The 13,540-nt window shown below is 68.5% G+C and carries 18 protein-coding genes; 10 read left to right on the top strand and 8 right to left on the bottom strand.

Going from position 1 to position 13,540, the window contains the following annotated elements; genetic code table 11:
• Positions 1-111: 111 nt before the first annotated feature.
• From ACZ60T_RS19750 to ACZ60T_RS19730, 5 genes are all read right to left on the bottom strand, one after another.
• Positions 112-408, bottom strand: a complete 297-nt coding sequence (locus tag ACZ60T_RS19750; RefSeq protein WP_004943146.1) for a type II toxin-antitoxin system VapB family antitoxin — start codon at positions 406-408, stop codon at positions 112-114.
• Between the two features lie 329 nt (positions 409-737).
• Positions 738-890 (bottom strand): hypothetical protein, encoded by a 153-nt coding sequence (locus ACZ60T_RS19745; RefSeq protein WP_365629058.1) that lies wholly within the window; start codon positions 888-890, stop codon positions 738-740.
• A gap of 58 nt (positions 891-948) precedes the next feature.
• Positions 949-1,293, bottom strand: coding sequence for a hypothetical protein (locus ACZ60T_RS19740; protein ID WP_469667053.1), 345 nt, complete (start codon positions 1,291-1,293; stop codon positions 949-951).
• A gap of 102 nt (positions 1,294-1,395) precedes the next feature.
• Positions 1,396-2,073 carry an HdeD family acid-resistance protein gene (locus ACZ60T_RS19735; RefSeq protein WP_365629064.1) on the bottom strand — a complete coding sequence of 226 codons (678 nt, stop codon included), beginning with the start codon at positions 2,071-2,073 and terminating at the stop codon, positions 1,396-1,398.
• Between the two features lie 1,275 nt (positions 2,074-3,348).
• On the bottom strand, positions 3,349-3,585 hold the full coding sequence (locus ACZ60T_RS19730) for a hypothetical protein (protein WP_469667052.1): 237 nt from the start codon (positions 3,583-3,585) through the stop codon (positions 3,349-3,351).
• Between the two features lie 194 nt (positions 3,586-3,779).
• On the opposite strand from ACZ60T_RS19730, the gene ACZ60T_RS19725 reads away from it, so the two are divergent.
• Positions 3,780-3,977: an HAD hydrolase-like protein gene (locus ACZ60T_RS19725; protein WP_469667358.1), complete on the top strand. Its 198-nt coding sequence runs from the start codon at positions 3,780-3,782 to the stop codon at positions 3,975-3,977.
• Positions 3,978-4,023: 46 nt separating this feature from the next.
• Here ACZ60T_RS19725 and ACZ60T_RS19720 read toward each other — a convergent pair whose 3' ends face one another.
• The 3 genes from ACZ60T_RS19720 to ACZ60T_RS19710 form a co-directional block, all read right to left on the bottom strand.
• Entirely contained in the window at positions 4,024-4,872 is an 849-nt protein-coding gene (locus ACZ60T_RS19720; RefSeq protein ID WP_469667050.1) for a DUF4231 domain-containing protein, read from the bottom strand.
• A gap of 295 nt (positions 4,873-5,167) precedes the next feature.
• Positions 5,168-5,740, bottom strand: a complete 573-nt coding sequence (locus ACZ60T_RS19715; RefSeq protein ID WP_469667048.1) for a GNAT family N-acetyltransferase — start codon at positions 5,738-5,740, stop codon at positions 5,168-5,170.
• Positions 5,741-5,768: 28 nt separating this feature from the next.
• On the bottom strand, positions 5,769-6,545 hold the full coding sequence (locus tag ACZ60T_RS19710; protein ID WP_469667047.1) for a GntR family transcriptional regulator: 777 nt from the start codon (positions 6,543-6,545) through the stop codon (positions 5,769-5,771).
• 450 nt (positions 6,546-6,995) lie between these two features.
• Here ACZ60T_RS19710 and ACZ60T_RS19705 point away from each other — a divergent pair, with 450 nt between their 5' ends.
• The 9 genes from ACZ60T_RS19705 to ACZ60T_RS19665 all read left to right on the top strand — a co-directional run bounded on the left by ACZ60T_RS19705 (position 6,996) and on the right by ACZ60T_RS19665 (position 13,540).
• Positions 6,996-7,265, top strand: coding sequence for a DUF6284 family protein (locus ACZ60T_RS19705; protein WP_469667046.1), 270 nt, complete (start codon positions 6,996-6,998; stop codon positions 7,263-7,265).
• The gene (locus ACZ60T_RS19700; protein ID WP_469667045.1) at positions 7,262-7,711 is read left to right on the top strand and encodes a Pycsar system effector family protein; all 450 of its coding nucleotides are present in this window, start codon (positions 7,262-7,264) and stop codon (positions 7,709-7,711) included. The genes ACZ60T_RS19705 and ACZ60T_RS19700 overlap by 4 nt, the downstream gene beginning before the upstream one ends.
• Positions 7,708-8,868: a conjugal transfer protein gene (locus ACZ60T_RS19695; RefSeq protein ID WP_469667043.1), complete on the top strand. Its 1,161-nt coding sequence runs from the start codon at positions 7,708-7,710 to the stop codon at positions 8,866-8,868. The genes ACZ60T_RS19700 and ACZ60T_RS19695 overlap by 4 nt, the downstream gene beginning before the upstream one ends.
• A complete protein-coding gene (locus ACZ60T_RS19690) occupies positions 8,868-9,053 on the top strand; it encodes a hypothetical protein (RefSeq protein WP_469667041.1) in 186 nt (61 codons plus the stop codon). The genes ACZ60T_RS19695 and ACZ60T_RS19690 overlap by 1 nt, the downstream gene beginning before the upstream one ends.
• A 2-nt stretch (positions 9,054-9,055) precedes the next feature.
• Positions 9,056-9,373, top strand: coding sequence for a hypothetical protein (locus ACZ60T_RS19685; RefSeq protein WP_469667040.1), 318 nt, complete (start codon positions 9,056-9,058; stop codon positions 9,371-9,373).
• A 128-nt stretch (positions 9,374-9,501) separates the two neighbouring features.
• Entirely contained in the window at positions 9,502-11,649 is a 2,148-nt protein-coding gene (locus ACZ60T_RS19680; protein ID WP_469667038.1) for an FtsK/SpoIIIE domain-containing protein, read from the top strand.
• 204 nt (positions 11,650-11,853) lie between these two features.
• Complete coding sequence (locus ACZ60T_RS19675; protein ID WP_469667036.1) at positions 11,854-12,357, top strand: hypothetical protein; 504 nt, start codon at positions 11,854-11,856, stop codon at positions 12,355-12,357.
• A gap of 18 nt (positions 12,358-12,375) precedes the next feature.
• A complete protein-coding gene (locus tag ACZ60T_RS19670) occupies positions 12,376-12,543 on the top strand; it encodes a hypothetical protein (RefSeq protein ID WP_469667035.1) in 168 nt (55 codons plus the stop codon).
• Between the two features lie 157 nt (positions 12,544-12,700).
• A complete protein-coding gene (locus tag ACZ60T_RS19665; RefSeq protein WP_469667034.1) occupies positions 12,701-13,540 on the top strand; it encodes a bifunctional DNA primase/polymerase in 840 nt (279 codons plus the stop codon).

Below are 13,540 nucleotides of genomic sequence, written 5' to 3'. Positions count from 1 at the left end.
CGCCCGGACGGCAATGCCTACTAGATGATCATTGACTGCCCCTCAGTCCAACCCGAAAGGGTCAAAGGGCCCAAGGGGGCGGGTCCGCGCCGGGTCCACCGGGTACGCGGGTCAGTCGAGTTCGAGCACCCGCGCGTGCAGGACCTGCCGCTGCTGGAGCGCCGCGCGGACCGCGCGGTGGAGGCCGTCCTCCAGATACAGGTCGCCCTGCCACTTCACGACATGCGCGAAGAGGTCGCCGTAGAACGTCGAGTCCTCGGCGAGCAGGGTCTCCAGATCAAGCTGCTGCTTGGTCGTCACGAGCTGATCGAGGCGGACCGGGCGCGGCGCGACGTCCGCCCACTGCCGGGTGCTTTCCCGGCCGTGGTCGGGGTACGGCCGGCCGTTTCCGATGCGCTTGAAGATCACACGGAAAGCCTACCGGCCAAGACGTTCCGGGCGCAGCCATGGCGGCGGAGTGCGGTGCCGGAGAAGAGGCGGTAAACGGGGGCAAAGCGGGAGCTGTTGCGGAGCGGTTGTCCCAAGACGGGGAGCGGCGGGACCGTGTCGGCCGGGCCTTGCCCCGGGTCGCGAGAGTGCCCGCCACCCGCGAAGAGGCGGTTCGGCGCATCGCGTTCGGGTCCGCGGGCGGGCGAGCAGGCGGGGCCGCGCACACGTGTGGATCCGGAACATCACCCGTTTGGCCCCTGGGACGAGGCGGGGCGGCTGCCCGATGCGGACAGCCGCCCCGCGCTCCGCTACTCGCGGTCCCTGTCGGCCGGGACGGCCGGGCGGGCGTCTTCCAGGGGCTCGGGTTCGGGCAGGGACTCGGGATGTGGCCGGGGCTTCGCACTGCGCGCGGCCTCGGCTCGCAGCAGGGCGAGCAGGACCGCGTACGGGTCGCTGGGCATGTCGGTGTCCTCGCGTTGCTGAGTGCTGAGTCGGGGGACGGCGGCGGGGCCGGACCTGTCAGCACAGGAGGACGACGGTGCGCAGGGCGTACAGCGCGCCGGAGTACGGCGGGCTTACGGGGCCGGGGAGAAGGCGGTCCGGCGCGGACGGCCAGGCGCGGGGGCGTGGCCTGGGCCGCAACGGCGCGAGGGCGCGGTGCCCCGGAAGGCTCGCGGGCCGCAGTGTGGTCAGTACGTCGTGTTCCGCGTCGCACGTCTGGGTCGTGGACGGCGCGATGCGCTCGCCCCCTGCCGCCTCCGCGGGCGCGCCCGCCGCGAACAGCAGCGCGCCGAGCACCAGCAGCACCCGCAGCCAGGCATGCCGCCGTGCGGTGCGGCGTGGGTGCTGCGGGGCGGGGCTCACGGGAGGTCATGTGCCCGCCATGCACGCACCGTTCGGCGTGTCGGGCCAAGGACTGCCCTCACGGGCTATCTGTGCGGCGTGAAGTTGACGCGGTGCGCGTGGTCACACCGTGCGCGGGATCCGCTGTGCGTGGCCGTGGAGCCGGATCGCCGTGACGATCTCGACGAGGCCGACCACGACCAGCCACCAGCCGGCGACGAAGGTGAGTACGACGATCGAGGCGAACGGCGAGGTGATCAGCACGATCCCCGCGAGGAAGGTGATGACACCGAGGAAGGCCTGCCAGCCGCGCGCGGGCACGGCGGGGTCATGGACGGCGGCCAGGGTGTGGGTGATCCCGCGGATCAGCCAGCCGATGCCGATCCACAACGCGAGCAGCAGGATCGACTCCAGCCGCCCCCGGAAGCAGAACAGGCCCAGCAGGATCGACAGGGCACCGCTGATGAAGGCCAGGACGCGCAGCGAGGTCGTCCGGTGCGTGCCGAAGGCGGCGGCCAGTTGGAGCACGCCGCTGATGATGAGGTAGATGCCGAACAGGATCCCGGCGACGAGCAGGGAGGGACCCGGCCAGGCCAGGATCACGACCCCCAGGATCAGGGAGGCGACGCCGGTGAGCAGGACGACCTGCCAGGCGGCGCGGGAGAGGGAGTGCAGGATCCCCTCGAAGGGCGGCTCCATGTCGCCGCGGGAGGGCCTGGGCGCGTGCGGGTCCCGTGCGCCATGGACGTGACGGTCGTCGTACTCCGGCCCCCAGGGGGAACCGCTCGGTGTGTCGGCCATGACCCATGCTGGGATCGCGCACGCGCGGCCCGCCACTTCGGGTGGGCCACCCGGCTGACACGGTCCCGTCCCGCCGAGTTGCACGACGTGCTGGTCCGTGACCATGGTGTAAGCAGGGTCACGGACATACGCCAGAGGGCCGAGCCACTTTCGTGACCCGGCCCTCTGAGCTGGCGGAGGATACGAGATTCGAACTCGTGAGGGGTTGCCCCCAACACGCTTTCCAACTGTGCGCGCGACCGTACGGACAGGTACGTGCGCGTTCACCGGGCAGGTCAGACAGGGTGCGCGTACGGCGGTGAACAACAGTGATCGTTAGCGCACTGGACAATGACCAGGACAACGAATGTCCGAGGGATGGCGCTACTCCCCGTCCGGTGCGGTGCTGTTGCCGCCCTCTCCCTTCCCGCGGTTGTCCGCGATGTTGAGGAGCAATTGCGTCAGCGTGACTGCCACGGCGGCGACAGCTGCGCCGCCAAGCATCCGATCCTGAGGAACCAACGCGCCGAGCCCGAAGGCCGCCAGGGTGACGAGAACCGAGACGAGTCCTCGCTGCCTGGCGGCTCCGCTCAGAGGGCCGATTCCATAACCACGCCGCCGGGGCATCCTCCGATGACGCGGCACGCTGGTGAGGTGACGCCCCGCGCCGACCCTCTGCGAAGTTAAGTCCTGCGGCTCAGTCGGTACTGTCATTACTGACCTTTCTCACGCTAAGGACAGGTCAGGGCGGCTCCCGTTCCCGCGGGGGCCGTCTTTACTTTGGCCACGCCGCCCTGATGCCTACCTAGAGTGACTCAGGCGCCACAGGCCTCGCATCCACTCATTCTTTGCTGATTTTCCAGAGAAACGCTGCAAACTATGCAATACATGTTGCATTAGGGTGGGCTGAACTGCGCATTCCCCGTACCTCGTTCATGCATGGCATTGCAATGTCTAAACGGGTGCGGTGGGTCCATCTTGCAGATAGGGGACGCCGACGCCAGGCTCGCGCGTGGTAGCCGCTGGTCAGCGACCCACCCGCTGGCAACGAAGGCAATGAGGGGTGGGTCGCGTTGCGCGTAGCAGTCAGCGGCAACCGTTGCCATAGCGTGCCGTTCGGCGCGATCACAGCATTACCAAACTTTTACAGAAGTGCTGGTTCGCCGCTCCCGGCTACCTGAACCATGCCGCCCCCACTCTTAACTGCTTGCTCCGGGAGATGCAGAGCGGGGGCAGTAGTCTCATCCAAAGAGCCGTGCCTACAAGGGTGGGGGGCACGTTGAGTGGGCAACGAGATCAGGTACGAGCGACTACCCCAATGAACTCGGCCCCTTTGTGGTTGCTCACGATGAAGTCGAAGCCGTGACCTGCCGCGCAGGTCAGTTCCACGCTGACGTATCCGCCTCTGGTTCCGAGCGGACTCCCGCCGCTGTCGCGGTCGGGATGCACTGTGACCGCCTCGTGGTCGGCGCCGACCTCCCCCTGCTCTACTTCCGCAATCCCGCACGCAGGGCAATTGAGCTGCCACTGCATGCTCCACCTTCCTGCGTCCCGCTGCACCGGAACGAGGATTCCTTCGTGGCTCTGAGGCACGCTTCCCTCCAAACGGGTTCGGTCCGCTCCATGACAGCTGACCGGCGATCCCCGTGCATGGCTTTTCCTGATCTGGCTCACGGAGGCCGCAGCGTGCCCTCTTCGAGGCCGCTGGCGCGGCTTGTGGCGCCCCGCTGAGCGCCGGGGAGTGGATGGCGGGCGACAACCCTGCGACGGACGTAGCAGGGGCACAGGCGGCCGAACTGCGGACCGCCTGGGTGGCCGGCGGCCGGGAATGGACCGATGCCCTCGCGAACCGACATCGTCGTGTCGAGTGCAGTGGAGGCGACGTTCGCGCGGCAGGCCAGAAGGGGGTGCGCGTACGGAGGTGAACACCAGCATCCCTCAGCGCACTAGACAAGGACCGGGACAACGACGTTAACCCTCTGGCGTCTCTGTCGGCTGATCGAGCTGCTGCTGCCGCTTGCGCTGGTCGTTTTTGAGGGTCTCTACACGCTCGGTGAACTCCAACAGGGCCGCTGCGTCGTCTGCGCTGCCCTTGTAGCGCCCCACCTTCAGGTTGACGGCGTCGTACTCCTCCTCGATGGAGTCTGCCGTCTGCTGGAGGTGGAAGCTGCGCTCGCGAAACTTGAAGTAGCCCGTGAAGCCTGCCGCGAGGCCTACGGCGAAACTCGTGCCGACAGTGATCCACTTGAAGGGAGCTGGAGTCTCCGCAAGGCTCGCTGCCGTCGAAGTCGCAAGCGAACCGATGATGATGACACTCTGAAAGAAGTTGTGGACGCGTCGATAGCGCAGTCCGTCAGCTCGGTACTGCTCGATAGCTCCGGGGACGGTCTCCCGGTAGATGTGCCGACGCGTTGCCGTTGGCAGGTCTATAGAGGCTGCGGAGAGACGCTTGCGTTCGATGGCCAGCTCAAGGTCAATCTTCTTCTCAACTGCGTACCCCGCTTCCCATTCGTCGAGGACTACTCCGTCAAGGGGTTCGCCGCCAGTGCTGAAAGCGCGAACAACTAGGCACAAAAGGAGCAGGGCGAGAAGAATTGGGATGCCCGCGATATTGACGCGGGTAAGGTCGACGCGGCCCCATGCGGCGATGTTCCCAACGAACAGGAGAAGCAGCAGTACGGGGGCAGAGGCGTAGGTTGAAACCAGCACAAAGCGCCGTATGCGCGCTTGGCGTATCTCATTCCGGAGATTGAGGATTTCCCTGTCATGGCCAAGGAGACCCTCAATCGCGCGTTCTGCTGCTGCCGTTGACTGCGCCATGGTCCTCCGCTATGAATCCGTGTGCCGATCACCCGTGATTCGATCATAGGAGTGTATGCGTCCGTGGAAGCCGTTATGGGCCCAATGGCGGATGCTTTATGCAGCCATGGCCGGAAACGAGGCATCCCCGCGAACGGTAGCGCTGGCCACTTAGCGCAACACATGACGGGTTCGTGGTCGCGACGCCGGATGCGGAGCCGCCCTAGGGAGGCTCTTGAAGGCGGCGCAACACAACACCCCCGACCGTGTTCCCACGGTCGGGGGTGTTGTCCGTGACAGTGGAAGGATTGGGGTGTCAGCCTCGCTGGCGCGGTACTCCGGAATCAGTAACCAGCGTCCCACTCTGGCTCCCGACGAGCGGGCCGACGGGCAAGAGGTCTTCGGGCATGGCTAGTTCACCCGCCGCCCGCTGAGCGAGCCATCCCGACCGCCGGTGCGGCGGCGCCTCCGTGCGGACGTGCCGAAAGCCAAGCTCCTCGTAGTAGGCGTGCAGACCGGTGTTCGTGCGCCAGGTGTCGATGCGTACCCAGGTTCGCCCCTCCAGGGCGGCGAGGCGGGACATCCAGTCGATGAGCCGTGTTCCGAGCTGCTGGCCGGAAGCCTCCCGGGCGACGATCAGCTTGTAGAGGTACAGCGCTGTTTCGGGGCGATCGGCATCGGTCCAGAAGTCCCGGTCGACGGGGCCACGGCTCACAGTGGCGAGCACTTGGTCACGCTCACCGACGACGACCCACGCCCGCCCCTCGTCTATGCTCGCGCGCCACTTCGAGATGGCCCGCTCGCCGGTCTCCGGGTCGCTCCATTGGTCGGTTCCTTTGGTCCGTAGCCACCCTTCGGCTTCTGCTCGTAGGGCCAGGAGAGCGGGCACGTCCTCCGCCGCTGCGGGGCGGAGGTACTCAGTCCGTACTGACTTCATAGAGGATCTTGTGCCTGTCTCCGGGGAGGATGGTGACCATGCAGCGGAGGGGCCGATCGTCCGTGTCATAGCCCGTTCGGGTGTGCTCTGCGACTGGAGTGGCTGCGGGAAGTCCAAGTTGCTCCGCTTCCTGGTGAGTCGGCATACGGACTGAGATTTCGTCCACGTACTTGGCTTGCACGAGTCCCACGGAGGCGAGGATGCCGCCGGGCGCGGAGACGTCTCGGGGCTCCATCAGGGGGGTGCCGACCACGAGTTCCTGAGGGAAGTACGAGTCGGCGAGTGCATAGGGCCGGTTGTCTATGAACCGGACGCGCTTGCGCACCACGGCCAGTCCACCTTCGGGAAGCGCGAGGCGCTCGCGAACGTGGGGCGGGGGCACAACGATCGACACTGCGATCTCTTGGCGGGGAGCGTTCCCGTTCTCCGCAATTGCGCTCGCCCACTGGTCGCCGGCGGTCCGCCCTTCCACGGCGTTCGCGTGGCGGCTCCGACTCTCCAACGTCGTCCAGTTCCAGACGACAGGGGGGTAGTTCTCGCGGACGTACTTGCCCTGTCCCTGCCCAGTGACGACCAAGCCTTCCTCGATCAGGAGGCGCACGCCGGTGCGGATGGTCTCTCGGCTGTAGCCGTACTGGCTCATCATCTTGGATTCGCTCGGCAGGGCCTCACCCGCTGACAGCGCGCCAGACAGGATCTGTTCCCGCAGGTCGTAGGCGATTTCCTGAGCCTTCGTCATACCGCGTCGTGCTGCCAAGGCATCTCCTCTGCTCCGACTCCTCCGTACAAGTTAGACCAGGGGGCTTGACTCTCCAAGCCTGACTCGTGCAATCTCTTGCCCAGGCACTCCTCCAGACAAGTCGGATGGGGTGTCACGTACGGCATTGCCGTACCGCCCGGAGGGCTCCGTGAAACGGGCTCGAAGGAAGCGTCGGTTGGCTTGAGAACTCAACAGAGTGTGCCGAGGGAGCCCCGCCCCACCTCGTGAGCAAGAGGGCGGGCGTGCACAGGTTCTGCCCCTGTGTGCGGTACAGCGCGACCCGACCCCTCCGCAGCTTGACCGCTGCGGCCGGTTGCCTCCGCTGCTCGTCTCGTACGAGCAGCGCTGAGGGGAGCCGGATCTACCGACTTCAACGGCGCGCGGCCCCGGTGCTGGAACACCGGGGCCGCTGTTCGGGCCGTTCACATGTGAGAGGAACACGACCCAATGAGCCACATCGTCACTGTTCAGGAAGCTGTTACCGCGTTCGCTCCGTTCATGGAGCCAACGGACGCGGAGCTGGATGCGATCGAGCTTGAGTCTTCGCTAATCCTGGCGGAGGTCGAGTTGCTGGACGTGCAGATCATCATGTTGGACCGCACTCCGACCGAGCTGGACGCCCGCCGTATCCGCCGGGCCGAGCGCAGGGTGCTCGCCGAGCGGTGCGCCCTGGCCAACCGCACGGCCGCCGTGACCGTGTCGGGGGATGCCGCATGAGCGCCGTCCGCGAGGCGAACCTGACCGCCGCCCACGCCGAAGTGAAGGCGGAGATCGCGCGGACCGACAGTAAGACCGCGCTGCTGCTGGCGTTCGTCGGCGCGGTGCTGGCCGGCGCCTGGACGGTCGCCCGCGACCTCCCCCTGACCCTGCCCGCCGCTCTCACGGGCGGTCTGGGCATGGTCGTGCTGGTCGCCGCGGCGGGGCTGCTGCTGCGCTCGGTGCGCCCGAACCTGGGCGGCGGGCACGGCTTCCCGCTGTGGGCCACCCTCACCCCCGACGAGATCAGCGATGCCGTCTCGCGTGACCTTGCTGCGTACATCGCCGGACTGTCCCGGCTGGCCGTCGCCAAGTTCACCTGCCTGCGCCGCGCGGTCGACCTGACCTACGCCGGCGGGGCCCTCCTCATCCTCGCCGCCCTGCTCACGATCGGGGGCAAGGCATGAACCACAAAGAACTGACACGCTCACAGAAGGCGGTGCTCGGAACCGCACTCGGCATCATGGCCGCCGTCGGCGGTATCGGCGGGTACGGCACTTTCAGCAACATCGGCCACGCCTACGGCACCGGGACCGCGCTCGGTGCGGTCGCCGCAGGCGAGGGCGCCACCGCCGTACTCGGTCTAGTCCTGCTCGGGCTGACCATGCTCGGGCAGTCCTCGCCCCGGGTCGTCCGTCTCGGGCTGTGGGCGCTCCCCGCCGCCGCGTCCGTGATGGCCGCGATGGCAGGCCCCGACGCTGGCAGGACCGTGATCTACGCCGTGACCCCGATGGGCATGTGCGTGTCCGCCGAGGGCATGGCCTTCCTCGCGCGCCGGATCGTCGTCCACACCGACGGCCGCGACGCCGAAGCCGAGGCCCGCACGGCGGCTGTCGTCCGCGAGTTGGCCTATCACCGGGCCGTCGTCGCCAACCACCCCGACGAGAAGGAACGGGAGAAGGCGGAGAAGCGGTCGTGGAAGCTGGCCCGCAAGGTCGGCACCGGTGACCACTCGTTGGGGACGCGGCTGGTCGACGTCCAGCGGGATCGGGTCACGGACGGCGCAAACGCCGCGCTGGCCGGGATGTTCGCCGCCCCGATCGACCTGCCCGCCACGCCGCCGGTCGACCCGATCGGCCCGGCGGACACCGAGAGCATGAATGCGGAGGAATCTACTGAGACCGAGAGGATTCGGTCTACGGCTGACCAGCCTGGATCGGCTCCGGTCGCGATCACGCTGACGCGGCTGCCGATGCCCGATCCGGCGCCGGTCACGCTGGGGAAGTCGACCCTTCCCGGCAAGCCTCTGCCCGCCATCACGCCGCCCGTCGAACCGGTACCCGCCGCATCGGACAAGGCTCGATCGGTGGCCGCTGAGTCGACCCGCCCCCACCGTGCGACGTACCGCGTCCCCGACGCTGCAAAGTCGACCCAACCCAAGCGCACCCCCGAGCAACTGCTCACCGAGGCGCGCGCCGCGACCGCCGATTGGCCGGACGCGGAGATCACCGGAGAGGGCATCCGCCGCGCGATCCGCACGTCCCCGAAGAACGCCCGGATGCTGCGGGACACGCTCCTCGCCGAGCGCGCCGCCGACGGGAGTGCCGGGGCGGTGGCTGCCTGATGAGCATCCGTCGTGAGACCGCCGAAGACGACCGCATCCGCGCTCAGGTCCTGATGTCCCTGCTCGGTGACTCCCTGGACCCCGACCGGCCTGTGGACGAGTTCGAGCAGGTCGTCGGCCACGCGCTGTGCGCCAACAAGTCCACCCAACCGCCCGCCGGCCACACGTACCCGAAGAGGGGCTGACCATGAGCAAGGCTGACACCCGCCGCCTGGACCGCGAGATCCGTCTGACCACGCGCAAGCTCGAAGCTGTGCGCGAGCGGGAGATGTGGCCGCTGGACGGCCGTGAGCGTCGCGCCATCGTCGGCGCGTTGGCGGGCGGCTCCTACCGCGTGGTGCGGGGCCGTAGCACCGACCGTGCCGATCGGAAGCTGGAGACGGCCTGGAACGCGGCCGAGACGCGTCTGATCGCGGAAATCACCGCCCTGGAGACCGAGCGGCAGCGGCTCGTGACCGAGGCCGCCCAGGCGAAGGCCGCCAAGAAGTCCTCCCGCTGGTGGTGACCACGCCCGCCGCGGGCCCCGTCACCACCGCTTGACCCGCTCTCTCTGGCCGGGGCGGCGTCCCGCATGCCGCCGCCCCGGCCCCCTCAACTTCCCGCCCTGCTCACGCAGTCAGGAGTCTTCCCGTCATGAGCGACACCGTCGTTCGTCTCACCAAGGACACCGACCCGCCCGTCGTCGGCGATGCGCGCCCGACTCTGACCCTGGTCCCGCCTATGCCCGAGGCGCCGCCCGTCCCGGCTGCGCCGTCGGTGGCGCCGCTGTGGGTGCGGTCCGGCCGCGCTATCAGGACCGCCGCCACGCACGAGAACACCCGGACCGCCGCTCGCGCCGCCGCCCGTCACAGTCTCTACGTGGTGGGCGGGGCGCGGATCGTGGCCCGCCGCACCTGGGATAGCCGCACCGCCGCCCCATACGAGCGCATGCAGCGCGCCGCCGAGGCTGCCGGGAACCACGAGATGGCCGCGGAGTGGGAGGAACGCGGGCAGCGCTACCGCGACGCCCGCCACCGCCGCCGTATGGACCTGCTGCACTCCCCGGTGGAGGCGGCCCGGGGCGTGCTGGTCGGCACCGGGATGGGCATTGGTGGCCTGGTCACGCTCGGGGTGGTGCTGGCCATCGCCAACAAGGACGCCCACGACGTCATCACCCCGATCATGGCCGTGATCGAGTTCATCCGCCTGATGATCACCATCGTGCAGGTGGTGTGGGGGCCTGCGATCACGATCGGCCCGTTCCTGGCCCTGCTCGCCCTGTGGGCCGTCGGCAGCAAGCAGCAAGCCGCCCCGAACTGGGCTCTTCCCGCCAACGCCCGATCCGGCGGAGGTGAGCCGATCACACCGTCGATCGTGGTCAAGGCCCTGCGTGACCTCGGAGTGTCCCCGCTGCGCAACGCCATCAAGGAGATGGGCGACGCCGGCGCTTCCATGCTCTCCCCGATCACGATCGCCGGATGCGGTGTCGAAGTCGATGTCACGCTTCCGTCCGGGGTGTCGACGATCGAGGTTCAGAACCGGCGCCGCAAGCTGGCGGAGAACCTGACCCGGCACGAGCACGAGGTGTTCATCACGATCCCCGAGGCGGCCCGCACGGTCCGTCTGTGGATCGCCGACTCGGGTGCGCTGGATGAGCCGATCGGCCCGTCCCCGCTGGTCACCGACGAGACGGTGACCGCGAACTACAAGACTGGCAAGGCACCGTGGGGACAGGGCCTGCGCGGCGACGCTGCTGAGCTGAGCGTGTATCAGCGCCACCTGCTCGTCACCGGCCGGTCGAACCAGGGCAAGACTGCTGCCCTGCGCGCCCTGGCCCTGTGGCTGGCCCTCGACCGGTCGGTGGAGTTCTGGATCGGGGACCTCAAGGGCGTCGGGGACTGGAGCATGTTCGACGGCATCGCCGAGGTCCTGATCGAGGGCCCGTCCGATGACCACGTAATCCAGGTCACCGAGATGGTTGAGGACGCGGTGGTCGAGATGAACCGCCGCATCGAGGTGCGCCGCGCCGACCCGACCGCAACGTTCCCAGCGCTCATCGTCCTCGTGGACGAAGCGCAGAAGGCATTCATGTGCCCGGCCGTCGGCAAGGACAAGCGGCCCTACGGCGGGTCCAAGGCCACGAGCCGCTACTTCATGGCCGTCCGCGAGATTCACAACCAGGGCCGTGCGGTCGACGTGCTGATGTGGCAGGGAACGCAGGACCCGACCGATCAGAACCTTCCCAAGCTGGTCCGCGAGGGTGCCCACACTCGCGCCTCCCTCGTGCTGGGTAGCGAATCGCAGTCGAAGATGGCGCTGGGCGACAAGGCCGTTGAGGACGGCGCTGCCCCGCACATGCTGCGCCAGGGCCTGGACAAGGGAACCCTGGTCGTCACCTCCGACGGCATCGAGACGCCCAAGGGACAGACGTTCATCACAGTGCGCACCCACTTCATCGACGACGACCCGGCCGTCGAGATCGCGGAGCGGGCCAAGGCCCTGCGGGACGGGGTCACCACCCTGCACGTCGTCGAGCGGGGCGAGGAGCGCGACGCCCTCGCCGACATCGCGTCCGTGATCGGCGACGCGCCCCGGCTGCTCACCAGCGATGTGCTCAAGCGGCTGGCGATCCTGGGTGAAGACGCCTACGGAGACTGGACGTTCACCGACCTCAAGGGCGTGCTGGAAGCCGCTGAGGTCGAGCCGTACAAGTCCCACGGGCGCATGGTCGTCCGGCGCGACGACGTCACCCGCGCCCTCGCCAACCGTGACGAGACGGATTCCGCTTCCGCCGCCGAGTAGCGGGGAGGCACCCCGGCCCGCGTCGGGGAGGCGGGGAGAACTCCCCAATCGCCTCCCCAACCCGCCTCCCCCGCGTTGATCAGCGAAAACACCCCTTCGGGGAGGCGGGGAGGCGTGCAGGTCAGCACCCCGAAACCCCCCTCCACAGCCACCCCGGCAGGGGGTATGTCTGCCTCCCCACCCCGCCACCGGAAGGGATTCCGCATGTACCCCGAGACCACTCCCGGAACGGCCCCCACGGCCGCCGGAATGACCGAGGGCGAAGTCGCCTTCGAGGCCCGCCGGATCATCGACGAGGCGTACCGGCCGGTGCTCGAGGTGCCCACCTCGTACCGCGACACCAGCCCCCTGCCCGCCTACGGCGATACGCCCCCGGTGCCTCAGCCCGACCGCCGGATCGTCCCCGCCTGGGCGGCGGGCACCGCCGTCGCAGGGATCGGCGTCGGTACCGCGTGCGTCGGCGTCGGCTGCGGTGTCTGGCTCGCCTGCCAGGGATTCGCCGCCGTGTCCCTGACCAGCGTCCTTTTCGTCACCCTGCCCATCGCCGCCGTGGCCGCCGTCGTCGCCGCTATCGGATCGGCCCTGCGGTCCCTCAAGAACGTCCACACCGAAACCCACCACCACTACGCCGGACCGGTCCGGCTGGAGAACACCACCACGCACACGCGCGGACTGATTGCCCGCACCCGCAACGAACTTCACCGCTGAGGCAAAAGGAGCACTCGCATGGACATCGACCCGGACGAGATCGTCACCATCGAGCTGCACTGGGACAACGGCGGATGGCTGCCGGAGACCTACAGCCGCGGCATCACCCGCCGCCAACTCGGCAACCTGCTCTTGCAGCTCGACGACATGGCGGGCGAAACCGAGGAGCGCGCCGCGAACAGCTAGCTACGCCAAGGGCGGCCCCCACCTCTCGCCAAAGAACGCGGGGCCGCCCTTGCCTAACCAGCAACCCATCAAGGAACTGGAGATCTCCCAGCATGACGCAACCCACCGACATTCGGCGAGATGACCACCGACCCTTCGCCAGGCTGGTGGTGGCGGCATGAGAGAGCACCTGTGCACCGCGCTCGAACTCGCTGCCTCTCAGATCCCGGTCCTGCCGCTGCGGGCGGGCAAGGTCCCGTTTGGCAACTGCCGCCGCTGCGCGAACAACGCGTGCGGCGGACGGCCGAACATGAAGAGCGCCGGGCCGTGCACCTGCCCGGGTCCCTGCCATGCGTGGGCCGCCGCGACCACCGACCCGGACGTCATCAAGTCCGGCATCTGGCGCCGGGCATGGCTGCGCGCGAGCGCGGTCGCCTACCACCCGGGCGGAGCGGGGCTGACGGTCGTGGACCTGGACAACGCCGACGCGATCACGTGGGCCCGCAAGAACCTGCCCGTTACACAGACTGTGCCCACCACACGGGGTGAGCACTGGCTGTACCTCGGCCGGATGCAGTCCGCGAACGCGGTCCGGCCCGGCGTGGACATCAAGTCCACGATGGCCTACGCCCGCTGGCTCGGGTTCGGTGCCGGCACGTTGGCCTACCTGCCGGATGCCGTGCGTGCGCTGGCCGTGAGCAAGCCCGCCGCGGTTCGGCCTGCACCGCAGACCATCACCATGCCCGCGCCGACTGGGGGCGAGGAGTGCCGCCATCGCACGCCCGCTTATCTGGAGCGTGGCATCGCCATGGCGGTGCAGCGCATCACCGAGGCCACCAGCGGCGTGCACAGCACTGTCTACCGCACATTCCTGGCCGTGCTGTCCACGCATGGCTGGTGCGGATGCCTCACCGAGGCGCACATCGCGCGGCTGTTCACCGCCGCGCAGGCCAAGGGCGAATCGCCCCGGCACTGCACCGACGCGTGGACCAACGCCCGCACCGCACTTGGGATGTAG

The sequence above is a fragment of the Streptomyces sp. NPDC104371 genome, assembly GCF_055583785.1.
This window is presented reverse-complemented; position numbering and strand designations above follow the sequence as displayed.